Origin of the sequence: Burkholderia sp. Bp9090, assembly GCF_003857985.1 — a bacterium.
In the GTDB taxonomy this organism is placed as follows: domain Bacteria; phylum Pseudomonadota; class Gammaproteobacteria; order Burkholderiales; family Burkholderiaceae; genus Burkholderia.
This window is the reverse complement of the sequence record NZ_QTPV01000010.1, coordinates 137,370-161,581: the sequence shown is the minus strand read 5'-3', so window position 1 is coordinate 161,581 and position 24,212 is coordinate 137,370. Positions and strand designations below refer to the sequence as shown.

Sequence of the window (24,212 nt, the reverse complement as noted above, 5' to 3'; positions counted from 1 at the left end):
GTCGCATCGCGCCGCCATTGCGCTGCATCCGCGCACACCACGCCGCCGGATGCGCGGCGCTCGTCCGTCAGTGCGCGACCACGCGATTGCGCCCGTCCCGCTTCGCCTGATACAAGCGTTCATCGACCGCGCGCAACAACGCATCGACCGTCCCGCCGTCGACCCCATACTGCGCGACGCCGACGCTGACCGTCACCTGCACGCGCTTGAAATCCAGCCCGAACGGCGAACTCGCGATCGACGAACGCACGCGCTCGGCCGTCATGCGCGCGCCCTCGAGCGGCATCTCGGGCAACAGCGCCATGAACTCCTCGCCGCCGACTCGCGCGAGCGCACCGGCCGGACGTATCGCCTCGAGACACTGGCGCACGACGCCGCGCAGCACCTCGTCGCCGATCTGGTGCCCGTATGCATCGTTGATGTTCTTGAAGTTGTCGAGATCGAGCGCGAGCAGGCAAAACGGCGTGCCGTCGCGCTCCGCGCGCACGATCTCGCGCTCGACCTGCGCGATGAACTGGCGACGGTTGGACGCGCCCGTCATCGGATCGGTCGCGGCCATGTATTCGAGCTTCTGGTTCGTGCGGCGCAGTTCCTGCAACGCACTCTCGGTGCGCGCCATCGATTCCGACAGCCGGCTCATCAGGTCTTCCTGGCTGTAGATCGCCGAGAACGAGCGCGTCGTCTGCAGCGCCTGCACGACGCCGTAGCTGAGCAGGAAGAACCCGCCCGCGAAGATCGCATGCGCGAGCCACCACATGTGATTCCACGGCTTGCCGAGGATGAACGCGAGCGACGACAGCGCGAACGCCATGATCGACACGCCGTAGATCACCATCAGCGGTGAGCGGATGCGCCGCGCGAGCAGCACGCCGACGTTCAGCAGCGAAAACACCAGCGCGCCGCCTTCCATCGACAGCCGCGTACCCGGCGCGCCGGCGACCGGCGAATAGGCGATGTACGCAACCGCCACGTTGATGGTCACGAACAACCCGACCCACGGCAGCCACGTGCGCGCGCGCGTACGCTTCTCCACCCGATCGGGCGGCTGCGAATACGACAGCAGGCCCGTGAGCAGCAGGATCGACATCACGAGGCGCGAGGCGGGCCCGTACAGCAGGAACAGCCAGATGTTGTGGTGCGCCATCCCGGTGAACAGACCGTGCAGCGCGTAGATCATCGCGAAGCCGAGAAAGCCGAGCGTCAGCCAGCGCAGCAGCGGCTCGCCGGACGATCGGTAGCACACCCACGTCACGTAGGTGACGAACGCACCTTCGAGGGTCGCGGCCGCGATCGCGATTTCATGGAATGCGTGGTTCTCGAACACGACGTGCGGGTCGCTGAAGAACCACAGATAGGCAATCAGATAGGCCGGCAGCAATGCAAAACCGACCAGCAGGCATTTCGCGTAGAGCCTCGCGGCCGCGCTGACGACGCGCGGCGGTTCCCCGGCTGCATAGGTCGTGCTCAATTTGGTCCCCGTTTCGGTCTGCTGCGTGGTTCGAACGCCCACGGTGCCGGAAACGCGCGATGCATCGTCTTCGCCGGCTACCGGAAACGCGTCACGTGCGCCGGTACGACGCACGCGTTGGCCCATCCCGCCGAAAGGCAAATGTCAGAGCAAGTATAGGTGCGGCAAATCGTTTGACAAGTAAGGGGAAACGGCAGCATCGAATGCATGGCGTTTGCTTCCTGTTTCTTACGAATCGCCCACGGATTTCGCCGATTCGCATCGCGGCCGCGGTTTCGGTCCCCCGAAAGCCGCGGCCGCCCCTCCTGCGCACAAATATCAGACGATTTCGAACAGGCCGGCAGCCCCCTGCCCGCCGCCGATGCACATCGTGACGACCACGTATTTCACGCCGCGCCGCTTGCCTTCGATCAGCGCATGGCCGGTCAGGCGCGCACCCGACACGCCGTACGGATGACCGACCGCGATCGCGCCGCCGTTCACGTTCAAGCGGTCGTCAGGAATCCCGAGCGTGTCGCGGCAGTACAGCACCTGCACCGCGAACGCTTCGTTGAGCTCCCACAGGCCGATGTCGTCGACCTTCAGCCCCGCCTGCTTCAGCAGCTTCGGCACGGCGAACACCGGGCCGATGCCCATCTCGTCCGGCTCGCAACCGGCGACCGCGAAACCGCGGAACACGCCGAGCGGCTGCAGCCCTTCGCGCTGCGCGACATCCGCGTTCATCACCACGCACGCCGACGCGCCGTCCGAGAACTGGCTCGCGTTGCCCGCGGTGATCACGCCGCCCGGCACGGCCGAACGGATCTTCGCGACGCCCTCGAGCGTCGTGTCGGGCCGGATGCCCTCGTCGGCCGACACCGTCACGTCCTGCGTGAACAGCCGGCCCGTCGCCTTGTCGGCGATGCCTGCCCGCACGGTGATCGGCACGATCTCGTCGTTGAAGCGCCCGGCTTCCTGCGCGGCCGCGGCGCGCAGCTGCGAGCGCACGCCGTACTCGTCCTGCCGCTCCTTCGCGATCCCGTAGCGCTTCGCGACGTTCTCGGCCGTCTGGAGCATGTTCCAGTAGATCTCCGGCTTGTGTTCGACGAGCCAGCCCTCCTGGATCATGTGCCGGTTCATCTCGTTCTGCACGCACGAGATCGATTCGACGCCGCCCGCGACATACACGTCGCCCTCGCCCGCGATGATCCGCTGTGCGGCGAGCGCGATGGTCTGAAGCCCGGACGAGCAGAAACGGTTCACCGTCATCCCCGGCACGCTCACCGGCAGCCCGGCGCGCAGCGCGATCTGCCGCGCGATGTTCGCGCCGGTCGCGCCTTCGGGGTTCGCGCAGCCCATGATCACGTCCTCGATGCGCGCGGGGTCCAGCTTCGCGCGTTCGAGCGCGGCCGCGACCACATGGCCGCCGAGCGTCGCGCCGTGCGTCATGTTGAATGCGCCACGCCACGATTTCGCGAGCGGCGTGCGTGCGGTCGATACGATTACGGCTTCGGTCATGCGAGTCTCCTTCGGTCCTGCTTGATGTTCTGCGTCGGATAGGAATGCGCTACGCCGTCGGGCGCGCGCCCGCGGACGTCACATGTGCGACGCCCGCCGCCTGCATCTGTTGCCATGCGTGCGCGAGCGACCCGTTCAGGTCGATCGCACGGCATGCGTCGTTGATCACGGCCGCCTCGAAGCCGGCCGCGCGCGCATCGAGCGCGGACCACGCGACGCAATAGTCGGTCGCGAGCCCGCAGCACCACACGCGCTTCGCGCCGAGCTCGCGCAGATAGCCGGCGAGCCCCGTGCGCGTCGTGCGATCGGCTTCGACGAACGCGGAATAGCTGTCGACCTGCGCGTCGCCGCCCTTGCGGATCACGAGCCGCGCGTGCGGAATGTCGAGGTCGCGATGCAGCGCCGCGCCCTCGGTGTCCTGCACGCAGTGCACGGGCCACAGCACCTGCTCGCCGTACGGCAGCGCGAGCGTGGAAAACGGCTCGCGGCCGGGATGGTTCGCCGCGAACGACACGTGTTCGCGCGGGTGCCAGTCCTGCGTCAGCACGACCTGGTCGAAGCGTTGCGCGAGCGCGTTGATCACCGGCACGACCGCGTCGCCGTCCGGCACCGCGAGTGCGCCGCCCGGCATGAAGTCGTACTGCACGTCGATCACGAGCAACACGTCGTCAGTGCGTTTCATTGCATTTCTCCTTGCAAGCCTGGCCGCGCGGTCACGCGGGCCGTCAGCCGTTGAACCCGCGCCCGGCCCTGGCGAGCTCGACGATCGACGGCGCGAGCTGCCACGCGTCGCCGTTCGGTGCGGCCGCATAGCGGCGGATCGCGCGCTCGACGTTGTAGAGGCCGACCATGTCCGCATACAGCATCGGGCCGCCCCGCCACAGCGGGAAACCGTAACCGGTCAGGTAGACCATGTCGATGTCGGATGCCTTCGACGCGATCTTCTCCTCGAGGATCTTCGCGCCTTCGTTGACGAGCGCGAACACGAGCCGCTCGACGATCTCGTCGTCGCCGATCTTGCGCCGCTCGACGCCGCGCTCCTTCGAATACGCGACGACCATCTCGTCGACGAGCGCCGACGGCTTCGCCTTGCGCTCGCCCGGCACGTAGTCGTACCAGCCGCCGCCCGTCTTCTGGCCGAAACGGCCCTGCTCGCACAGGCGGTCGGCGATCTTCGAGTAGTGCAGATCGGGTTTCTCGACGTAGCGGCGCTTGCGGATCGCCCAGCCGATGTCGTTGCCGGCGAGGTCGCTCATCCGGAACGGGCCCATCGCGAAACCGAACTTCTCGATCGCGCGATCGACCTGCGCGGGCAGCGCGCCTTCCTCGAGCATGAAGAGCGCCTGGCGGATGTACTGCTCGATCATCCGGTTGCCGATGAAGCCGTCGCACACGCCCGACACCACCGCCGTCTTGCGGATCTTCTTGGCGACCGCCATCACGGTCGCGAGCACGTCCTTCGCGGTCTGCGCGCCGCGCACGACCTCGAGCAGCTTCATCACGTTCGCCGGGCTGAAGAAGTGCATGCCGACCACGTCCTGCGGACGCTTCGTGAACGCGGCGATCTTGTCGACATCGAGCGTCGACGTGTTCGACGCGAGGATCGCACCGGGCTTCGCCACCGCGTCGAGCCGGCCGAACACCTGCTCCTTCACGCCGAGTTCCTCGAACACGGCCTCGACGATCAGGTCCGCGTCCTTCAGGTCGTCGTAGGACAGCGTCGGCGTGATCAGCGCCATGCGCGCGTCGAGCTTCTGCTGCGTGAGCTTGCCCTTCTTCACCTGCGCGTCGTAGTTCTTGCGGATCGTGGCGAGGCCGCGGTCGAGCGCGTCCTGCTTCGTCTCGAGCAGCGTGACGGGCAGGCCCGCGTTGACGAAGTTCATCGCGATCCCGCCGCCCATCGTGCCCGCGCCGATCACGCCGACGCGGCGGATCTCGCGCACCGGCGTATCGGCCGGCACGTCGGGAATCTTGCTCGCCGCGCGCTCGCCGAAGAACGCGTGCCGCAGCGCACGGCTTTCCGGCGTCATCATCAGCGCGACGAAACCGTCGCGTTCGGCGACGCTGCCCTTGTCGAAGCCGTTCAGCACGCCGGCCTCGATCGCGTCGATGCACTTGTGCGGCGCGGGGAAATTCGGCGCGGCGGCCCGCGCGGAATTGCGCGCGAACTGGATGAAGCCCGCGGCATTCTCGTGGACGATCTTGCGATCGCGCACGCGCGGATGCGGCCCCTGCTGCGCGCCGACCTTGCGCGCGAACGCGACGGCCGCGTCGAGCAGGTCGCCGTCGGCCATCGCGTCGAACAGCCCGCTGTTCGCGAGCTGCTCCGACGGCACCGGCGCGCCCGACACGATCATGTTCAGCGCGGTTTCGAGGCCCACCGCACGCGGCAGGCGCTGTGTGCCGCCCGCGCCCGGCAACAGGCCGAGCTTCACTTCGGGCAGCGCGACCTGCGCACCGGGCGCCGCGACGCGATAGTGCGCGCCGAGCGCGAGCTCCAGGCCGCCGCCCATCACGACGCTGTGCAGCGCCGCGACGACCGGCTTCGCGCTCGCCTCCACCGCGCGGATCACGGTGTGCAGCGTCGGCTCCTGCAAGGCCTTCGGGGTATTGAATTCGGTGATGTCGGCGCCGCCCGAGAACGCGCGGCCCGCGCCGGTCAGCACGATCGCCGTGACCGACGGATCCTGCGCGGCACGATCGAGCGCGTCCATGACGCCCTGGCGCGTCGACAGGCCGAGCCCGTTGACCGGCGGATTGTTGAGCGTGATGACGGCCACGCCGTCGCGAGTCGAGTAATCCACTGCCATCTGCCTGCCTCCATGCATCGCGCGCCGGGGTGGCTGCGCTTCATTGTGCGCGGTCGAACGGCCGCATGTCCGGATCGAACGGAGGCAGCATACAACGAAAAAGCACGGTCGTTCAATTTGATTTTGTTCCCGATCCGGGGGCCGGATCGGGCGACCGCGCGGCGGGCCGTCGGCGGCCGCGGCTTACGGTGCGCAGCGCGCCGTCGGCAGCACGTAGTCGCGGAACGTCTCGCGCAGCTTCAGCTTCTGCAGCTTGCCGGTCGCGGTGTGCGGCAGCGATTCGACGAACACGACGTCGTCGGGCACCCACCACTTCGCGACCTTGCCTTCGTAGAACGCGAGCAGCGCGTCGCGGGTCAGGTTCGCCCCCTCCCGCGGCACCACGACGAGCAGCGGACGCTCGGTCCATTTCGGGTGCGCGCACGCGATGCACGCGGCTTCGGCGACGCCCGGGTGCGCGATCGCGACGTTCTCGATGTCGATCGAGCTGATCCACTCGCCGCCGGACTTGATCACGTCCTTGCTGCGGTCGGTGATCTGCAGGAAGCCGTCTGGGTCGATCGTCGCGACGTCGCCGGTCGGGAACCAGCCGTCCGACAGCGGCGACGTATCGCCCTTGAAGTAGTGATCGATCACCCAGGGCCCGCGCACCTGCAGCTCGCCGAACGCGACGCCGTCCCACGGCAGTTCGCGGCCGTCGTCGCCGACGATCCGCATGTCGACACCGCAGATCACGCGCCCCTGCTTCTCCAGCAACCGGCGCTGCACGTCGAGCGGCCGCTGCGACTGCGCCCAGTTGAGCTTCGCGAGCGTGCCGAGCGGCGACAGCTCGGTCATTCCCCACGCGTGGATCACGCGCACGCCGTATTCGTCCTCGAACGTGCGCAGCATCGCGGGCGGGCACGCCGAACCGCCGATCACCGTGCGGTTCAGCGTCGAGAAGCGCACGCCGGCCTCGCGCATGTAGTTCAGCAGCCCGAGCCACACGGTCGGCACGCCCGCGGAGAACGTCACGCGTTCGGCCTCCATCAGTTCGTACAGCGACTTGCCGTCGAGGTCCTTGCCGGGAAGCACCAGCTTGCCGCCGGTGAGCGGCACCGCGTACGGCAGCCCCCACGCGTTCACATGGAACATCGGCACGACGGGCAACACCGCGTCCAGCGCCGACAGGTTCATCGCGTCGGGCAGCGCGGCGCCGTAGGCATGCAACACCGTCGAGCGATGTGAATACAGCACGCCCTTCGGATTGCCGGTCGTGCCCGACGTGTAGCACAGGCCGGACGCCTGCAGTTCGTCGAGGCGCGGCCAGTCGTAGCGGCCGTCCTCGGCGTCGACGAGCGTTTCGTAGCACAGGTACGGCGTCGCGCCGGACGGCAGGTGCGCGGCATCCGTCATCGCGATCCAGCCCTTCACGTTCGGGCACTGCGGCGCGATCGCGTCGACGAGCGGCGCGAAATTGATGTCGAAGAAGACGTAGCGGTCTTCCGCGTGATTGACGATGTAGGCGATCTGCTCGGGAAAGAGCCGCGGGTTGATCGTGTGGCACACGGCGCCCATCCCGCCGATTCCGTAGTACGCCTCCAGATGCCGGTAGCCGTTCCAGGCCAGCGTGCCGACGCGCTCGCCCGCTTCGACGCCGAGCCGTGCGAGCGCCTGCGCGAGGCGCTTCGCGCGCTGCTCGCAGTCGCGGTACGTGTAGCGATGCAGGTCGCCTTCCACGCGCCTCGACACGATCTCCGTATCGCCCGCATAACGCGCGGCATGCGCGATCAGCGACGACACCAGCAACGGCATGTCCATCATCTGGCCCAGCAACGGCTTACCCATCGTCTTGTTCTCCCGGAAGGACGCGAATCGGTGACCAGCCTCGAAGCGATGCGCCAGCCTGCAACCCGTCCACGGCCCGGACCGGCCTGGCGCAAGGCGCGCGGGCCGCCATGCGGGCGGCGCGGCGCCGCCTTACAATATCGGCTTACCCAGAGGCGCTCAACATGTCGTTTTCCCGAAGCGCAGCCGCTACGGCTGACACTCTCCCCGACCTCGCCGCCACGCTCGGCGCGCCGGCCGTCGGCGCGTTCGTCGCACTCGGCGACGCGTTTCATACGCGGCTGCCGGCAGCACCCCTGCCCGCGCCGTACGTCGTCGGCTTTTCCGACGAAGTCGCGCGCCTGCTCGGCTTGCCGGCGTCGCTCGCCGCCCAACCCGGATTCGCCGAGCTGTTCGCCGGCAACCCGACGCGCGACTGGCCCTCGAGCGCGATGCCGTACGCGTCGGTGTATTCCGGCCACCAGTTCGGCGTGTGGGCCGGCCAGCTCGGCGACGGCCGCGCGCTGACGATCGGCGAACTCGCCGGCACCGACGGCCAGCGCTACGAACTGCAGATCAAGGGCGGCGGCCGCACGCCGTATTCGCGGATGGGCGACGGCCGCGCGGTGCTGCGTTCGTCGATCCGCGAATTCCTGTGTTCGGAAGCGATGCATCACCTCGGCATTCCGACCACCCGCGCGCTCACGGTGATCGGCTCCGACCAGCCGGTGGTGCGCGAGGAGATCGAGACCTCGGCCGTCGTCACGCGCGTGTCGGAGAGCTTCGTGCGCTTCGGCCACTTCGAGCACTTCTTCTCGAACGATCGCCCGGACCTGCTGCGCCAGCTCGCCGATCACGTGATCGAGCGCTTCTATCCCGCATGCCGCGACGCCGACGATCCGTACCTCGCGCTCCTCGAAGCCGCGACGCTGCGCACGGCCGACCTCGTCGCGCAGTGGCAGGCCGTCGGCTTCTGCCACGGCGTGATGAACACCGACAACATGTCGATCCTCGGCGTGACGATCGACTACGGCCCGTTCGGCTTCGTCGACGCGTTCGACGCGAACCACATCTGCAACCACTCCGACACGAGCGGCCGCTACGCGTACCGGATGCAGCCGCGCATCGCGCACTGGAACTGCTACTGCCTCGCGCAGGCGCTGCTGCCGCTGATCGGGCTGCAGCACGGCATCGCCGACGACGATGCGCGCGCCGAGCGCGCGGTCGACGACGCGCAGGCCGTGCTCGCGAAGTTTCCGGAACGCTTCGGTCCGGCGCTCGAGCGCGCGATGCGCGCGAAGCTCGGCCTCGAGCTCGAACGCGAGAACGACGCCGAGCTCGCGAACAAGCTGCTCGAAACGATGCACGCGAGCCATGCGGACTTCACGCTGACGTTCCGCCGGCTCGCGCAGATCTCGAAGCACGACGCGAGCCGCGACGCGCCGGTGCGCGACCTGTTCATCGATCGCGACGCGTTCGACGCATGGGCGAACCTCTACCGCGCGCGGCTGTCCGAGGAAACGCGCGACGACGCGGCCCGCGCGGCCGCGATGAATCGCGTGAACCCGAAATACGTGCTGCGCAACCATCTGGCCGAAGTCGCGATCCGGCGCGCGAAGGAAAAGGATTTTTCCGAAGTCGAACGACTCGCGCAGGTGCTGCGCCGCCCGTTCGACGAACAACCGGAACATGAAGCTTATGCGGCATTGCCGCCCGACTGGGCCGGGTCGCTCGAAGTGAGCTGCTCGTCGTGACCCGACCGACCCGACCGACCGATCAGGAGAACTCCCCCATGTCACACGATTCCGACGACAAGACCTTCCCGTACCAGAAGGACGACGCCGAACTGCGCCGCCGGCTCACGCCGATGCAGTACGAGGTCACGCAGCATGCGGCGACCGAGCGCGCCTTCACCGGTGAATACACCGACACCGAGGACGCCGGCATCTACAAGTGCGTCGTCTGCAGCACGCCGCTGTTCGAATCCGGCGCCAAGTTCCATTCGGGCTGCGGCTGGCCCAGCTACTTCAAGCCGCTCAACGGCGAGGTGATCGACGAGAAGATCGACCGCTCGCACGGAATGGTGCGCGTCGAGGTCCGCTGCAACCATTGCGGCGCGCATCTCGGCCACGTGTTCGAGGACGGCCCGCGCGACAAGACCGGTTTGCGCTACTGCATCAATTCGGCTGCGTTAAACTTCGAGTCCCGACCCGAAAACGAATGAGCGGCACCGGACGGATCGGTCGGACAGCCTGCCCGGCTGCCCCGATCCCGGACGGTGGCGCCCGGCGGGTCCCCACAACGGTGAAAGGCCGCGCGATGCGGCCTTTCACGCAGCTGCGAGCGCCATGAAATTCCTGTTCGATCTGTTTCCGATCATCCTGTTTTTCGCCGCCTTCAAGGTCTGGGGCATCTTCACCGCCACCGCCGTCGCGATCGTCGCGACGCTGGCCCAGGTCGCGTGGGTCGCCTTCCGGCACCGGAAGGTCGACACGATGCTGTGGGTCAGTCTCGGCGTGATCGTCGTGTTCGGCGGCGCTACCCTCGTCCTGCATGACGAGAAATTCATTCAATGGAAACCGACTGTGCTGTACTGGCTGTTTGCGATCGGGCTGCTCGCCGCGCGCTATGCGTTCGGCAACAACCTGATCGAGAAGATGATGGGCAAGCAGCTGACGCTGCCGCACCCCGTGTGGGACAAGCTGAACGTCGCATGGGCGCTGTTCTTCGCGGTGCTCGGCGTCGCGAACCTGTACGTGGTGCACAACTACACCGAATCGCAGTGGGTGAACTTCAAGCTGTTCGGCACGACGGGCGCGATGGTCGTGTTCATCATCCTGCAGAGCCTGTGGCTCACGAAGTACCTGAAGGACGAATGACATGACCGACGCTTTCCTCAACGCCTCGCCCGACGAACGCATCGCGCTGATCGAAGCGCGCCTGACCGCCGCGCTCGCGCCGCTGTCGCTCGCGGTGCGCGACGACAGCGCGCAGCACGCGGGTCACGCCGGCGCCGCTGCCGGCGGCCACTTCACGGTCACGATCGTGTCGGCCGCGTTCGCGGGCAAGCCGCGCGTCGCGCGGCACCGGCTGGTGTATGATGCGCTCGCTGATGCGATGCAGCGCGGCATTCACGCGCTCGCGATCGTGGCTTACACGCCCGAAGAATTCAACGAATCTTCAATCTAGTCTCAACAGGAATTCCCGATGATCCTGAAATCCCCCCGCCTGTGGGTCGCGGCGGCTGCTTTTGCAGCGGCACCGGCATTCGCCCAGAACATCGCCGTCGTCAACGGCACGCCGATTCCGAAGTCGCGCGCCGATGCGATGGTCGCGCAACTCGTCCAGCAAGGCCAGACCGACAGCCCGCAACTGCAGCAGGCCGTGCGCCAGGAACTCGTGAACCGCGAAATCCTGATGCAGGAAGCGATCCGCGAAGGCATCCCGAACCGCCCGGACGTGAAGGCGCAGGTCGCCGTCGCGCAGCAGACGGTCGTGCTGCGCTCGATGATCGAGAGCTTCCTGAAGAAGAACCAGCCGACCGACGCGGAAGTGAAGGCGCGTTATGACGACCTCGTGAAGGGTGCCGGCGGCAATCGCGAGTATCACCTGCACCACATCCTCGTCGACAGCGAGCAGCAGGCGAAGGACCTGATCGCGAAGATCAAGGGCGGCGCGAAGTTCGAGGACCTGGCGAAGCAATACTCGAAGGATCCGGGCTCGGGCAAGAACGGCGGCGACCTCGACTGGTCCGACCCGAAGGCGTACGTGCCGGAGTTCGCGGCCGCGGCGCAGAAGCTGCAGAAAGGCCAGATGACCGACGCGCCGGTGAAGACGCAGTTCGGCTGGCACATCATCCGTGTCGACGACGTCCGCGACATCGCCCCGCCGCCGTTCGACCAGGTGAAGGCGCAGATCGCGCAGCAGCTCGTGCAGCAGAAGCTGCAGGCGTTCGAGGAAGGCCTGCGCCAGCAGGCGAAAATCCAGTAACGTCGGCGACGATCGCCCACGCGAAGGCCGCTCCCTGGAGCGGCCTTTTTCATGCGCGCTTGCAGTGCGCGCCGAAGCGCAACCAACGCGTCGCCATCCTCGCTCGTGTCGCGATCGCCGGCCCGTGCCGGCACTCGCACTCGCGCCGATCCCGACGTCAACGCCAGCGCATGCACATCGCGCTACGCCTTCGCCGGCGCCGCCGATTGCGCACGCGCCCGGTCGGTTGCGAACGTCCTCGCGAGCACGCCGAGTACCGGCTGCTCGATCAGCCGGTACGCACCTGCCCCAACCACGACGACGAGCGCGAGGCCGCCCGCGACGATCCAGTCCGCACCGACCTGCTGCCCCACGCCGTGCTTGAGCGCCGTCGCGACGGCCGCCACGACGAAGTTGTGCGTCAGGTAGATCGAATACGACGCGTTGCCCAGCAACACCAGCGCGCTGTCCGCGACCGGTCGCACGTGGTCGATCAGCACCGCGCCCAGCACCAGCAGGAACGCCGGACCGCCGTAGACGAGCGCACGCGGCGCATGACCCACGAACAGCTCCATCGGCGGATTGCCCACACCGTCCGCGCCGGCCAGCGCCGCGCCGAGCAGCCCGAGCACACCCGCGACGACCAGCATCCGGCCGGCGGCCAGCATCGCGGCGGGCGTCCAGCGATCGCGCACGACCGCATACGCCGTCGCCGCGACGATGCCGAGCAGGAATTCGCCGATCAGTTGCGCGCCGGTCAGCATCGTGACCGACGTCGGCGCACCGAGCAGGTGGCAGGCCACGCCGACCGTCAGGAAGGTGGCCGCGAGTAACGGCAGCAGCAGGCGGCGCAAGCCGAGCGCGATCGCCATGGCGAATGCGAGATAAAAGTAGATCTCGTAGCCGAGCGTCCAGCCCTGCTCCAGAAACGGCCGCCAGATACCGTCCTGATTCGCCGCCGGCCACAACAGGTACGAGCAGATCAGGTAATGGAGCGTCGCGTGATGACTCTTCAGCACGAGATGCGCGCTCCACATCGCCACGAGCACGGTGGTCCACATCCAGTACAGCGGATAGATCCGCAGCACCCGCCGCTTCAGGAACCGGCCGGCCGCGGCCCATCCGGCCGCATCGCGGCGATGCGTATGCAAGATGATGAAGCCGCTGATCACGAAGAACAGGTCGACGCCCGCATTGCCGATCGCCGCGAAATTGCGCGTGTTGATCCATGCGGGCGCATGGTGATAGAGCGGCATCGCGGCGGCGAAATGCCAGAACGCCACCAGCAGCGCCGCAACGGCCCGCAGGATCTGGATCGAGTGCAGTTGCGCGCGCGCCTCGCCTGCGCGGCCGCTGTTGCTGTCCGAATTCATTTCGATGACTCCCGTTGACGCGGACACCGTAGCAAGGGCGGACGATCCGCTGCGTGTGCCGGATCACTGAAACGCGATTGGCCGGCGCGATTGCGCCGGTCGGCGGGCGGGACAGGAAGAATGGATGACGAAAACGGCGCTACGCAAAGAAAAAGCCGCGTCGAAGCGGCTTTTCAGTTCATTCGGTCGAGTCCGGCGAGATCGCACACGGCCGGCGCACCGAACCGTTACACCGGATGGAACACGTCGTGATAGCGGACGTCGCCCGATGGCCGCGGCGCGGTGTCATCGAATGCCAAGGCGAGGAAATGCTCGGGCGGCGCATCCACGAACACGAGATCGCCGGACGGCACGAAACCGAAACGCGCGTAGTACCCGGGATCACCGAGCACGACGCAGCCGCGCGCGCCGAGCCGGCGCAACGCGTCGAGCCCCGCACGCACGAGCCCCGCGCCGATGCTCTGGCGCCGGCATTCGGGCAGTACCGCGAGCGGCGCGAGCCCGTACCACTGCTGGCTGCCTGCCGGCTCGCCGCCGATCGAGACCGGCGAGAACGCGGCATGTCCGATCACGCGCTCGTCGCGCTCCGCGACGAGCGACACGCCGAGCGCGCCATCCGCGCGCAACGCGTCGACGATCCGCCGCTCGAACGCGCCGTGCTGCGGCGCGTCCGCGAACGCGGCCACGATCACGCGACCGATCTCCTCGACGTCGCTCGCGCGCTCATCGCGCAGCGTGACGATCTCGACCGGCGCGTGCGGATCGAACATCAGCCGATCCAGCGGCGTGCGTTGCGGAACACGCGCATCCACGGGCTCGCCTCGCCCCAGCCTTCCGGATGCCAGCTCATCGTGACCGTGCGGTGCACGCGCTCCATGTGCGGCATCAGCACCGAGAAGCGGCCGTCGGCCGTCGTGACCGACGTGATGCCGGCCGGCGACCCGTTCGGGTTGAACGGATAACGCTCGGTCGCTTCGCCGCGGTGGTCGACGTAGCGCATCGCGACCGCGACGCGGTCGATGTCGCCTTGCTGCGAGAAGTCCGCATAGCCTTCGCCGTGCGCGACCGCCACCGGAATCCGCGAGCCTTCCATCCCCGCGAAGAAGATCGACGGCGACTTCTCCACTTCGACGAACGAGAAGCGCGCCTCGAACTGCTCGGACTTGTTGCGCGTGAACTTCGGCCATGCTTCGGCGCCCGGGATCATCGATGCGAGGCTCGACAGCATCTGGCAGCCGTTGCAGATGCCGAGCGCGAACGTGTCGGAGCGCGCGAAGAAGGCCGAGAACATGTCGGCGAGATTCGCGTTGAAGCGGATCGTCTTCGCCCAGCCTTCGCCCGCGCCCAGCACGTCGCCGTACGAGAAGCCGCCGCATGCCACCGCGCCCGCGAAATCGGCGAGCGTCGCGCGGCCGGCCAGCAGGTCGCTCATGTGCACGTCGTGCGCGTCGAAGCCCGCACGGTCGAACGCGTATGCCGTTTCGAGGTGCGAGTTCACGCCCTGCTCGCGCAGGATCGCGACGCGCGGGCGCGCGCCCGTCGCGATGAAGGGTGCTGCGATGTCGTCGGCCGGATCGAACGTGAGCACCGGCGAGATGCCCGGGTCGGCCGCATCGAGCAGCGCGTCGTATTCGGCGTCCGCGCAGGCGGGGTTGTCGCGCAGGCGCGCGATGCGCCAGCTCACTTCGCCCCATGCGCGATGGAGTTCCGCGCGCGGCGCGTCGAACACCTTCTTCGCGTCGCGGTACACCTCGATCACGTCGCGATCGTTGACCGTGCCGATCACGTGCGAGCACGCCGACAGGCCGAACTCGCGCAGCGCGCCGAGCACCGCGTCGCGATCGGCCGCGCGCACCTGCACGACGGCACCGAGTTCTTCCGAGAACAGCGCGCGCAGCGTGCGATCCTCGCGACGGCCGCTCGTCTGCTTCGCCCAGTCCTTCGCGTCGCCGTAGTCGGATTCGTGATTCGGGTCGAGGGTCAGCATGTCGACGTTCAGCGACACGCCCGCGTGACCCGCGAACGCCATTTCGCACACCGTCGCCCACAGGCCCCCGTCCGAGCGGTCGTGGTACGCGAGCAGCTTGCCTTGCGCGTTGAGCGACTGGATCGCGTTGAAGAAGCGCTTCAGGTCTTCCGGATCGTCGACGTCCGGCGTCGTGTCACCGACCTGCTGCGTGACCTGCGCGAAAATGCTGCCGCCCATGCGGTTCTTGCCGCGGCCGAGATCGATCGCGATCAGCACGCTGTCGCCTGCGTCGGCGATGCGGCGCAGTTGCGGCGTCAGGTGACGGCGCACGTCTTCGACCGGCGCGAACGCGGAGATGATCAGCGACACCGGCGACACGACTTCCTTCGCGACGCCCTGCTCGTCCCACTTGGTCTTCATCGACAACGAGTCCTTGCCGACCGGGATGCCGATCCCGAGCGCCGGGCACAGCTCCATGCCGATCGCCTTGACCGTGTCGAACAGCGCGGCGTCCTCGCCGGCCGTGCCGCACGCGGCCATCCAGTTCGCCGACAGCTTCAGCTTGTCGAGCGACGCGATCGGCGCGCTCGCGATGTTCGTGATCGCCTCGCCGACCGCCATGCGGCCCGAGGCCGGCGCGTCGATCACCGCGAGCGGCGTGCGCTCGGCCATCGTCATCGCCTCGCCCTTGAAGCCCGCGTAGTCGAGCGCGGTCACCGCGCAGTCGGCCACCGGCACCTGCCACGGGCCGACCATCTGGTCGCGCACCGACGTGCCGCCGACCGAACGGTCGCCGATCGTGATCAGGAACGACTTGCTGCCGACCGTCGGGTGCTTCAGCACGTCGACCGCGATTTCCGACAGCGCGACGCCCGTCACGTCGACCGGCGCGCGCTCGGTCGCGACACGCGTGACGTCGCGGTGCATGCGCGGCGGCTTGCCGAGCAGCACTTCCATCGGCATGTCGACCGGGTATTCCTCGACGCCCGTCGCTTCGTCGTCGACGAGCTTCAGCTGGCGTTCGTCGGTCGCGACGCCGACCACCGCGAACGGGCAGCGCTCGCGTGCGCAGATCGCCTCGAAGCGCGGCAGGTCGGCCGGCGCGATCGCCAGCACGTAGCGCTCCTGCGCCTCGTTCGACCAGATTTCTCGCGGCGACAGGCCCGATTCCTCGAGCGCGACCTTGCGCAGTTCGAAACGCGCGCCCTTGCCCGCGCCGTCGACGATCTCGGGGAACGCGTTCGACAGGCCGCCCGCGCCGACGTCGTGGATGCTCAGGATCGGGTTTTCCGCGCCGAGCTGCCAGCAGCCGTTGATCACTTCCTGCGCGCGCCGCTCGATTTCCGGGTTGCCGCGCTGCACCGAGTCGAAGTCGAGTTCGGCCGTGTTCGCGCCGGTCGCCATCGAGCTCGCCGCGCCGCCGCCCATGCCGATCCGCATGCCGGGGCCGCCGATCTGGATCAGCAGCGAGCCGGCCGGCACGTCGTGCTTGTGCGTGTGCTGATCCGCGATGTTGCCGAGGCCGCCCGCGATCATGATCGGCTTGTGATAGCCGTGCACCTTCCCGCCGACGTTCTGCTCGTACACGCGGAAATAGCCGCCGAGGTTCGGGCGGCCGAATTCGTTGTTGAATGCGGCGCCGCCGAGCGGGCCGTCGATCATGATCTGCAGCGGCGACGCGATGCGGTCCGGACGGCCATACGGGCCGTGCTGCTCGTTCGGGTTGCGCTCGGCGACCGGCTGCGCCGCGTCGCGTGCGTTCTCCCACGACTGGCGTGCGTCCGGCAGGTCGAGGTTCGACACCGTGAAGCCCGTGAGGCCGGCCTTCGGACGCGCACCGCGGCCCGTCGCGCCTTCGTCGCGGATCTCGCCGCCCGCGCCGGTCGCCGCGCCCGGGAACGGCGAGATCGCCGTCGGGTGGTTGTGCGTCTCGACCTTCATCAGCGTGTGCGTGAGCTCGGTGTGGCGCCCGTAGCGCTCGCCCGGCTCGCCGGCCGCGCCCGCGTTGCGCGGGAACCAGCGCTCGGCTTCGGCGCCGACCATGATCGACGAGTTGTCCGAATACGCGACGATCGTGCCTTGCGGGCTCAGCTTCTCGGTGTTGCGGATCATCGCGAACAGCGACATGTCCTGCGCTTCGCCGTCGATCGTCCAGTTCGCGTTGAAGATCTTGTGGCGGCAGTGCTCGCTGTTCGCCTGCGCGAACATCATCAGCTCGACGTCGGTCGGGTTGCGTTCGAGCTTGCGGAATGCGTCGACCAGGTAGTCGATCTCGTCGTCGGCGAGCGCGAGGCCCAGCTCGACGTTCGCGCGCTCGAGCGCGGCGCGGCCGACGCCCAGCACGTCGACGGTCGCGAGCGGCTTGGCCGGCAGCTCGTCGAACAGGTGCTTCGCGTCGTCGCGCGCGGCGACCACGCTTTCGGTCATCCGGTCATGCAGCGCGGCTGCCACCGCGGCGCGCGCGTCGTCGGACAGCGCCTTCTTGCCGCCGAGCAGGCCCGACTTCAGCGTGACCGTGAATTCGACGCCGCGCTCGATGCGGCGCACCTGCGTGAGGCCGCAGTGCTGCGCGATGTCGGTCGCCTTGCTCGCCCACGGCGAAACGGTGCCGAAGCGCGGCAGCACGACGAAGGTCTCGGTCGTGCCCTTCTCGGCCGCCGGCTCGAACGGCGCGCCGTAGTGCATCAGCGCGTCGATGCGCGCGCTGTCGTCGGCCGACAGCGGCTCGGCCGCATTGACGAAGTGCAGGAACTGGCCGCGTACCGCGACGATGTTGGCGTCGATTTGCCTGAGCGTGTCGAGCAGACGGGTTTGACGGAAATCGGAGAGGGCCGAAGCGCCGGGAAAACACGAGAAGTGAGCCATGGGCTGGACTGACGTCGATGAGTCGCGCGAGGTGGCGACGTGGGGCGAAAGGAAGGCCGTAATTATACCCGGAAGTCGGTCATCCCAGACCGGCTGATCGGCACCCTGATCGGCACCCGTCACGCACCGCGACGGTGCACCGGCATCCACGGCGCCCGGCCGGCCGCCGGGCCGGCGTGCGCGGCCGCGGTGGCCTGTGACCGCAAGACGGCGGAATCGGATGGGGTTGCGTGGCACCGGTTCGCGCGATTTTGGCGCTATCATTCCCGGTTCACCGGGCCGGGGGCCCGTCAGCGAATTCTCACCGGGCGGCGTGCGCGCCGCCCGTCATCGAAGCAATCCATGGATGTCATCGTCATCGGCGGCGGAATCAGCGGCGTCGCCACCGCCTACCAGCTGCGCGCGGCCGGCCATCGCGTGTGCGTGGTCGAACGCCACGCGACCGTCGCGCAAGGCGCGACCTACGGCGACGGCGGCACGCTGCTGCCGAGCCCGCTCGACGTCTGGTTCGGCCCGACCTTCATGCGCCAGCGCCAGCCGCGCGACACCGGCATCGTCTACAAGCCGGGCTTCAACGGCGGCGTGCGCCGCTTCGTCAAGCAGCTCGCCGCGCTGCGCGAACCCGATGCATTCACCGCGCAGTATGCACGGCTGCGCCCGCTGATCGACGCATCGCGCGAGTCGCTCGCCGACATCGAGGCGCGCTTCCAGCTCGAATTCGAGCAGAAAGCCGGGATCCTGCACGTCGTGCGCGACCCGCGCGACTGGGAAGCGCTGCAGCCGGCGCTCGAATTGCTGCGCGCGCTCGACCAGCCGTACCGCGTGCTCACCGCCGACGAATGCGCGGCGCTCGAGCCGTCGGTGCCGGCCGAGCCCGGCTTCGCTGGCGGCGTGCTGCTCGAGAGCGAGCGCACCGGAAACTGCCCGCTGTTCGCGAAACTGGTCAAGCAGACGCTCGACGAGCACGGCGTGCAGTTCCGCTTCGGCGCGGACGTCGCGGCGATCCGCGTCGACACCGGCCGCGCCGCGATCGAGCTCGCACCGGCCGGCGGCCGGCACGCGAAGAAGGCGCACGAGGTCGACGTGATGGCGGCCGACGCGATCGTGGTCGCTGCCGGCGCCGGCAGCCTGCCGCTGCTGGAGCGGCTCGGCTGGCGGCTGCCGCTGCATCCGGTCCGCGCGCATACGCTGACCGCGCCGGTCGCGTACGAAGAACATGCGCCGCACCTGAGCGTCGTCGATTCGATCAAGCGGATCTCGATCACGCGCACCCACCAGCGGCTGCGCATCGGCGGCGGCGCCGTGCTGCAAAGCCTCGCCGACACCGCGAAGCCGCTCCCCGAGCCGCTGTCCGAAGCCGCACTCGCGCTGCTCGGCCAGGCCGTCCACGACTGGGTGCCGGGCGCCGCGAAGATTTCCGCCGCGCTGTCGTGGCAGGGCACGCAACTGCTGTCGCCGGACGGCCTGCCGGTCGTCGGTCCGACCCCGCATCCGCGCGTGTTCGTCAATTTCGGTCACGGCCCGGCCGGTTGGGGCCTCGCGTGCGGGTCTGCTAAAGTGGTGACAGACTGTCTGGCCGGCGACACGCAGCAGTGGCCGGCCGACACGCTCGCCGCGCTGAGCGCAGCGCGCTTCACGACCTGACCGCCGCGGGCCCGTCCCGGGGCGCTTCCTCCCGCCGCCATGACCCCGCGATGACGAATACCCGCCCGCTTCCCGACTCCGTCCCGCTCGCGCTGCTGCGCGTCGCCGACCTGCGCGCGGCCGAGGCCGCCGCGACCGCCGAACTGCCGCCGCACACGCTGATGGGCCGCGCGGGCGCCGCCGCCGCGCGCTGGCTGTCCGAACGGGTCGCCGGCGACGACCGCCCGGTCTGGTTCGCGGTCGGCCCCGGCAACAACGGCGGCGACGCACTGGTGGCCGCCGCGCAGCTGCAGCAGCTCGGTGTCGCGACGCAGGCCTGGATGCCCGTGCCGGTCAAGCCGGACGATGCGCAATGGGCGCTCGGCCTCGCGCGCGCGGCCGGCGTGCCGCTGTCGACCGAACCGCCCCCCTCGCTCGACGATTACGCATGGGTCGTCGACGGACTGTTCGGCATCGGCCTCGGTCGCGCGCTCGACGGCCCGTTCGCCACCCAGGCCGCGCGCATCGCCGCACATGCCCGACGCGGCGGCCGCGTGCTCGCGCTCGACGTGCCGAGCGGACTGGACAGCGACACGGGCCGGATCGTCGGCGCGGGCGTCGCCGTCGCCGCGACCCACACGCTCACCTTCATCGGCGCGAAGCCGGGCCTTTACACCGGCGACGGCCGCGACCTCGCCGGCCAGATCGACATCGCGTCGCTCGACGTCGCCCCAACCGCCGCGCCGGCCATCGTGCTGAATGCGCCGGCACGATTCGCCGCCGCATTGCCCGCCCGCGCGTTCGCGTCGCACAAGGGCACGTTCGGCAGCCTCGCGGTGCTCGGCGGCGACACGGGCATGTGCGGCGCGCCGATCCTCGCCGCGCGCGCCGCGCTGTTCGCGGGCGCCGGCAAGGTGCATGTCGGTTTTCTCGGCGCCGGCGCACCGCCGTACGACCCGCCGTTTCCCGAACTGATGCTGCATCCCGCGGACGGCCTCGACCTCGACGCGATGTCCGCGATCGCAGCAGGCTGCGGCCTCGGCACGCGCGAGGCCGCAGCCACCCTCGTGCGCGACGTGCTCGCGCACGATGCCGTGACGCTGCTCGACGCCGACGCGCTGAACCTCGTCGCGACGCACGCCGACCTCGCGGCCGCCGTGGCCGCCCGCGGCACACGCGGCAACGCGTGCGTGCTGACGCCGCATCCGCTCGAGGCAGCGCGGCTGCTCGGCAGCGACACGGCGTCGGTGCAGCACGACCGACTGGCCGCGGCCCAGGCGCTCGCCACGCGTTACGCGAGCGTCGTCGTACTGAAGGGTTCGGGCACGGTGATCGCCGCGCCCGACGGCCGCCTGACGATCAACCCGACCGGCAATGCGGCGCTCGCCACCGGCGGCACCGGCGACGTGCTCGGCGGCCTGATCGGCGCGTTGCTCGCGCAACGCGTCGCGCCGTACGAAGCCGCACTCGCGGGCGTCTACCTGCACGGCCTCGCGGCCGATACGCTGACCGCGCACGGCACCGGGCCGGCCGGCCTCACCGCGGGCGAACTCGCGCCGATGGTGCGCACGCTGATCAATCGCCTTTTTTACCCGTCGCCACGCGCCGACATGTAACGCCGCTATACTGAGTGCCCCCGCCGCACGGCGGGCCCGCTCGTCCGCCGGCCTTCCGATCCCGAGGCGCCGGCGCGGCATTCCTCCCGATTCACGCTTCACTCGAACCGCCATGACGCTGAATTCGCTCCCCGCCTGGACTGCCCTTCAATCCCACTTCGAACAGATTCGCCATGCGCGGCTGCGCGACTGGTTCGCGCCGGAAAACGATCGCGCGCCGACCCGCGCCGAACGCTTCACGGTCCCGGGCGGCGGCCTTGCGGCCGACTTCTCGAAGAACCGCATCAACGACGACACGCTGCGCCTGCTCGTGCAGCTGGCCCGCGAAGCGGGCGTCGAAGCGCGCCGCGACGCGATGTTCGCCGGCGAGATCGTCAACCCGACCGAAGGCCGCGCCGCATTGCACACCGCACTGCGCGCGACGGACCCGCACGCGCCGTTCCATGCGCAGGTCAGCGCCGAGCGCGCGAAGATGGCGACCTTCGCGCGCGCCGTGCGCAGCGGCGCGTGGACCGGCTATACCGGCAAGCGCATCCGCCACGTGATCAACATCGGCATCGGCGGCTCGGATCTCGGGCCGAAGATGGTCGTGCACGCGCTGCACCATGTCGCGACGCCCGACATCTCGACGCACTTCGTGTCGAACGTCGATGGCGCCGATCTCGCGCGCGTGCTCGAACAGGTCGACCCGGAGGAAACGCTCGCGATCATCGTGTCGAAGACCTTCACGACGCTCGAGACGATGACGAACGCACGCTCGCTGCGCGACTGGTTCGTCGCGCGCGGCTGCCCCAAGGACGCGCTCGCGAAGCACTTCGTCGGCGTGTCGGCGAACCCGGCCGAAGTCGTGAAGTTCGGCATCGCCGCGGACAACGTGTTCGAAATGTGGGACTGGGTCGGTGGCCGCTATTCGCTGTGGTCGGCGGTCGGCCTGTCGATCATGATCGCGGTCGGGCCCGAGCAGTTCGACGAACTGCTCGCCGGCGCGAACGACATGGATCGCCATTTCCGTGAAGCGCCGCTCGAGCGCAACCTGCCGGTGCTGCTCGGCCTGATCGGCATCTGGTATCGCAACTTCTTCGGCTCGCAGAGCTACCTCGTCGCGCCGTATTCGGAAGCGCTGCACTACCTGCCGTCGTATCTCCAGCAGCTCGAGATGGAAAGCAACGGCAAGTCCGCGCGCCTCGACGGCACATTCGTCGATTACCCGACGTCGGCCGTCACGTGGGGAGAGCCTGGCACCAACGGCCAGCACGCGTTTTTCCAGATGCTGCACCAGGGCCCGACGATCGTGCCGATCGACTTCATCGCGGTGCTGACGCCCGAGCATCCGCTCGCGAGCCATCATCCGAAGCTGCTCGCGAACTGCTTCGCGCAAAGTGAAGCACTGATGCTCGGCCGCACACTCGACGAAGCGCGCAAGGTCGCCGGCCCCGGCAAGGAAGCGCTCGCGCCGCACCTGACGTTCCCCGGCAACCGCCCGACGACGACGCTGCTGGTGGACGCGCTGACGCCACGCACGCTCGGCGCGCTGATCGCGCTCTACGAGCACAAGGTACTGGTGCAGGCGACGGTGTGGGACATCAATCCGTTCGACCAGTGGGGGGTCGAGCTCGGCAAGATTCTCGGCAAGGTCGTCGAAGCCGACCTGTCGGCCGAGTCGGTCGATCCCGCGAAGCACGATTCGTCGACGACCGCGCTGATCGAGCGCGCGCGGGCAGCGCTCAAGCGCTGACGCGACGGCGTCGAACGCATGCCGGCCGCACCGGGCGATCCACCTGGTACCCGGCGCGGCCGGCAAAAATCCGGTCCCGCGCTATGCCGCGTGCGGTGCGACGATGCGTCCGGCGTCGATGGTGACCATCGTCGCGCAGCGCCGCGCGAGCTCGGGATCGTGCGTGACGAGCACGAGCGTCGCACCGTGCGTGCGATTCAGCTCGAACATCAGGTCGATGACCGCGTGGCCCGTGGCCGCATCGAGGCTGCCGGTCGGTTCGTCGGCGAACAGGATCGCCGGATGCGTGACGAACGCGCGCGCGAGCGCGACGCGCTGCTGCTCGCCGCCCGACAGCAGTTTCGGATAATGCGCGGTACGCTCGCCGAGACCGACCTGCACGAGCAGCTCGCGGGCACGATCGGCCGCGTCGCGCGCACTGATGCCGCCCTGCAGTTCGAGCGGCAGCATCACGTTCTCGAGCGCCGTCAGGTGCGGCATCAACTGGAACGACTGGAACACGAACCCGACCGCGCCGTTGCGCAGCGCGGCACGCTCGTCTTCGTCGAGCTGGTTGAGCGCGCGGCCGAGCAGGCGAACCGTGCCGCTCGTCGCGCTGTCCAACCCGGCAAGCAGGCCGAGCAGCGTCGATTTGCCCGACCCCGATGCGCCGACGATCGCGAGGCTGCTGCCGGGCCGCACGGCGAGCGTGATGCCGTCGAGAATCGTCAGCTCGCCCGTTGCATCGGCAACCCGCTTGCACACGTCATGGACTTCGATGATCGGATCGGTAATCTTGAACATGGACACGACATTCCGCTGGAAAAGGCGCGCGGTACTCGCCGCACTGCTGGGGACCCTGGCCGCAACAACCATGCCCGCACGCGCCGCGACGGCGGCGGCCCCGACCTCGGGCCAGCCCGCGCTCGTCGTGCTCGGCGACAGCCTGTCGGCCGAATACGGGCTGCCGCGCGACACCGGCTGGGTTGCGCTGCTGCGGCAACGGCTCGCGACCGAGCGAATCGATTATAGCGTCGCGAATGCAAGCGTCAGCGGCGACACCACGAGCGGCGGCCGCGCACGACTGCCCGCGGTGCTGCAACGGCTCAAGCCGTCGATCGTGGTCGTCGAGCTCGGCTCGAACGATGCGCTGCGCGGCGTGCCGCTCGCGACGACCGAGCAGAACCTGCGCGACATCATCGCCGATGCGCGGCAGGCGCGCGCGAAGGTCGTGCTGGTCGGCATGTACGTGCCGCCCAACTACGGCCCCGACTACACGCAGAAGTTCCATGCGGTCTACACGCGCCTGTCGAAGGAACTCGGCGTACCGCTCGTGCCGTTCCTGCTGGCCGGCATCGAGAACAAGCCCGAGATGTTCCAGCCGGACCAGATGCATCCCGCGCAGCAGGCGCAGGGCATCCTGCTCGACAACGTCTGGCCGGCGTTGAAACCGCTGCTCGGCAAGCCGCGCGGCTGACCTCGCGACTCGCCACCGCCGCAAT

18 protein-coding genes are annotated in these 24,212 nt (G+C 68.9%); 9 read left to right on the top strand and 9 right to left on the bottom strand.

What is annotated here, in order from left to right; translation table 11 throughout:
* Positions 1-67: 67 nt before the first annotated feature.
* The 5 genes from DIE16_RS12715 to DIE16_RS12695 all read right to left on the bottom strand — a co-directional run bounded on the left by DIE16_RS12715 (position 68) and on the right by DIE16_RS12695 (position 7,602).
* Positions 68-1,468: a sensor domain-containing diguanylate cyclase gene (locus DIE16_RS12715; protein WP_124486247.1), complete on the bottom strand. Its 1,401-nt coding sequence runs from the start codon at positions 1,466-1,468 to the stop codon at positions 68-70.
* Positions 1,469-1,786: 318 nt separating this feature from the next.
* Entirely contained in the window at positions 1,787-2,965 is a 1,179-nt protein-coding gene (locus DIE16_RS12710) for an acetyl-CoA C-acyltransferase (RefSeq protein ID WP_124570154.1), read from the bottom strand.
* Between the two features lie 49 nt (positions 2,966-3,014).
* Positions 3,015-3,647 carry a bifunctional nicotinamidase/pyrazinamidase gene (gene pncA, locus DIE16_RS12705; protein ID WP_044843660.1) on the bottom strand — a complete coding sequence of 211 codons (633 nt, stop codon included), beginning with the start codon at positions 3,645-3,647 and terminating at the stop codon, positions 3,015-3,017.
* 43 nt (positions 3,648-3,690) lie between these two features.
* The gene (locus DIE16_RS12700) at positions 3,691-5,775 is read right to left on the bottom strand and encodes a 3-hydroxyacyl-CoA dehydrogenase NAD-binding domain-containing protein (RefSeq protein ID WP_124486245.1); all 2,085 of its coding nucleotides are present in this window, start codon (positions 5,773-5,775) and stop codon (positions 3,691-3,693) included.
* A gap of 183 nt (positions 5,776-5,958) precedes the next feature.
* Positions 5,959-7,602 (bottom strand): 3-(methylthio)propionyl-CoA ligase, encoded by a 1,644-nt coding sequence (locus DIE16_RS12695; RefSeq protein WP_124570156.1) that lies wholly within the window; start codon positions 7,600-7,602, stop codon positions 5,959-5,961.
* Between the two features lie 164 nt (positions 7,603-7,766).
* Between DIE16_RS12695 and DIE16_RS12690 the strand changes: the two genes are divergently transcribed.
* The 5 genes from DIE16_RS12690 (at position 7,767) to DIE16_RS12670 (ending at position 11,571) form a co-directional block, all read left to right on the top strand.
* Positions 7,767-9,335 carry a YdiU family protein gene (locus DIE16_RS12690; RefSeq protein WP_124892359.1) on the top strand — a complete coding sequence of 523 codons (1,569 nt, stop codon included), beginning with the start codon at positions 7,767-7,769 and terminating at the stop codon, positions 9,333-9,335.
* Positions 9,336-9,373: 38 nt separating this feature from the next.
* Positions 9,374-9,805, top strand: coding sequence for a peptide-methionine (R)-S-oxide reductase MsrB (gene msrB, locus DIE16_RS12685; RefSeq protein ID WP_059529717.1), 432 nt, complete (start codon positions 9,374-9,376; stop codon positions 9,803-9,805).
* A 124-nt stretch (positions 9,806-9,929) separates the two neighbouring features.
* Entirely contained in the window at positions 9,930-10,460 is a 531-nt protein-coding gene (locus DIE16_RS12680; RefSeq protein WP_006753406.1) for a septation protein A, read from the top strand.
* 1 nt (position 10,461) lies between these two features.
* On the top strand, positions 10,462-10,770 hold the full coding sequence (locus DIE16_RS12675) for a BolA family transcriptional regulator (RefSeq protein ID WP_044843665.1): 309 nt from the start codon (positions 10,462-10,464) through the stop codon (positions 10,768-10,770).
* Positions 10,771-10,788: 18 nt separating this feature from the next.
* Entirely contained in the window at positions 10,789-11,571 is a 783-nt protein-coding gene (locus tag DIE16_RS12670; RefSeq protein WP_044843666.1) for a peptidylprolyl isomerase, read from the top strand.
* 182 nt (positions 11,572-11,753) lie between these two features.
* Here DIE16_RS12670 and DIE16_RS12665 read toward each other — a convergent pair whose 3' ends face one another.
* The 3 genes from DIE16_RS12665 to purL all read right to left on the bottom strand — a co-directional run bounded on the left by DIE16_RS12665 (position 11,754) and on the right by purL (position 17,757).
* The gene (locus DIE16_RS12665) at positions 11,754-12,923 is read right to left on the bottom strand and encodes an acyltransferase (protein WP_124892358.1); all 1,170 of its coding nucleotides are present in this window, start codon (positions 12,921-12,923) and stop codon (positions 11,754-11,756) included.
* A 227-nt stretch (positions 12,924-13,150) separates the two neighbouring features.
* On the bottom strand, positions 13,151-13,693 hold the full coding sequence (locus DIE16_RS12660; protein ID WP_124520074.1) for a GNAT family N-acetyltransferase: 543 nt from the start codon (positions 13,691-13,693) through the stop codon (positions 13,151-13,153).
* A complete protein-coding gene (gene purL, locus DIE16_RS12655) occupies positions 13,693-17,757 on the bottom strand; it encodes a phosphoribosylformylglycinamidine synthase (protein ID WP_124892357.1) in 4,065 nt (1,354 codons plus the stop codon). Before purL ends, DIE16_RS12660 begins: the two co-directional genes overlap by 1 nt.
* A gap of 342 nt (positions 17,758-18,099) precedes the next feature.
* On the opposite strand from purL, the gene DIE16_RS12650 reads away from it, so the two are divergent.
* From DIE16_RS12650 to pgi, 3 genes are all read left to right on the top strand, one after another.
* Positions 18,100-19,401: an FAD-dependent oxidoreductase gene (locus DIE16_RS12650; protein ID WP_124486238.1), complete on the top strand. Its 1,302-nt coding sequence runs from the start codon at positions 18,100-18,102 to the stop codon at positions 19,399-19,401.
* Positions 19,402-19,451: 50 nt separating this feature from the next.
* Positions 19,452-20,996: an NAD(P)H-hydrate dehydratase gene (locus DIE16_RS12645; RefSeq protein ID WP_124892356.1), complete on the top strand. Its 1,545-nt coding sequence runs from the start codon at positions 19,452-19,454 to the stop codon at positions 20,994-20,996.
* Between the two features lie 112 nt (positions 20,997-21,108).
* Positions 21,109-22,731 (top strand): glucose-6-phosphate isomerase, encoded by a 1,623-nt coding sequence (pgi, locus tag DIE16_RS12640; protein WP_124892355.1) that lies wholly within the window; start codon positions 21,109-21,111, stop codon positions 22,729-22,731.
* Positions 22,732-22,812: 81 nt separating this feature from the next.
* On the opposite strand, the gene DIE16_RS12635 is transcribed toward pgi, so the two are convergent.
* A complete protein-coding gene (locus DIE16_RS12635) occupies positions 22,813-23,514 on the bottom strand; it encodes an ABC transporter ATP-binding protein (protein WP_124892354.1) in 702 nt (233 codons plus the stop codon).
* Here DIE16_RS12635 and DIE16_RS12630 point away from each other — a divergent pair.
* A complete protein-coding gene (locus tag DIE16_RS12630; protein WP_124486235.1) occupies positions 23,513-24,187 on the top strand; it encodes an arylesterase in 675 nt (224 codons plus the stop codon). The genes DIE16_RS12635 and DIE16_RS12630 overlap by 2 nt on opposite strands.
* Positions 24,188-24,212: the final 25 nt, after the last annotated feature.

What these genes read in the sequence shown, in the direction of transcription:
- purL (WP_124892357.1), bottom strand. Translation starts at nt 17,757, where the DNA reads ATGGCTCACTTCTCGTGTTTTCCCGGCGCTTCGGCCCTCTCCGATTTC.
- DIE16_RS12660 (WP_124520074.1), bottom strand. Translation starts at nt 13,693, where the DNA reads ATGTTCGATCCGCACGCGCCGGTCGAGATCGTCACGCTGCGCGATGAG.
- DIE16_RS12645 (WP_124892356.1), top strand. Translation starts at nt 19,452, where the DNA reads ATGACGAATACCCGCCCGCTTCCCGACTCCGTCCCGCTCGCGCTGCTG.
- DIE16_RS12680 (WP_006753406.1), top strand. Translation starts at nt 9,930, where the DNA reads ATGAAATTCCTGTTCGATCTGTTTCCGATCATCCTGTTTTTCGCCGCC.
- pgi (WP_124892355.1), top strand. Translation starts at nt 21,109, where the DNA reads ATGACGCTGAATTCGCTCCCCGCCTGGACTGCCCTTCAATCCCACTTC.
- DIE16_RS12695 (WP_124570156.1), bottom strand. Translation starts at nt 7,602, where the DNA reads ATGGGTAAGCCGTTGCTGGGCCAGATGATGGACATGCCGTTGCTGGTG.
- DIE16_RS12700 (WP_124486245.1), bottom strand. Translation starts at nt 5,775, where the DNA reads ATGGCAGTGGATTACTCGACTCGCGACGGCGTGGCCGTCATCACGCTC.
- DIE16_RS12630 (WP_124486235.1), top strand. Translation starts at nt 23,513, where the DNA reads ATGGACACGACATTCCGCTGGAAAAGGCGCGCGGTACTCGCCGCACTG.
- DIE16_RS12675 (WP_044843665.1), top strand. Translation starts at nt 10,462, where the DNA reads ATGACCGACGCTTTCCTCAACGCCTCGCCCGACGAACGCATCGCGCTG.
- DIE16_RS12635 (WP_124892354.1), bottom strand. Translation starts at nt 23,514, where the DNA reads ATGTTCAAGATTACCGATCCGATCATCGAAGTCCATGACGTGTGCAAG.
- DIE16_RS12670 (WP_044843666.1), top strand. Translation starts at nt 10,789, where the DNA reads ATGATCCTGAAATCCCCCCGCCTGTGGGTCGCGGCGGCTGCTTTTGCA.
- DIE16_RS12690 (WP_124892359.1), top strand. Translation starts at nt 7,767, where the DNA reads ATGTCGTTTTCCCGAAGCGCAGCCGCTACGGCTGACACTCTCCCCGAC.
- DIE16_RS12650 (WP_124486238.1), top strand. Translation starts at nt 18,100, where the DNA reads ATGGATGTCATCGTCATCGGCGGCGGAATCAGCGGCGTCGCCACCGCC.
- DIE16_RS12710 (WP_124570154.1), bottom strand. Translation starts at nt 2,965, where the DNA reads ATGACCGAAGCCGTAATCGTATCGACCGCACGCACGCCGCTCGCGAAA.
- pncA (WP_044843660.1), bottom strand. Translation starts at nt 3,647, where the DNA reads ATGAAACGCACTGACGACGTGTTGCTCGTGATCGACGTGCAGTACGAC.
- msrB (WP_059529717.1), top strand. Translation starts at nt 9,374, where the DNA reads ATGTCACACGATTCCGACGACAAGACCTTCCCGTACCAGAAGGACGAC.
- DIE16_RS12665 (WP_124892358.1), bottom strand. Translation starts at nt 12,923, where the DNA reads ATGAATTCGGACAGCAACAGCGGCCGCGCAGGCGAGGCGCGCGCGCAA.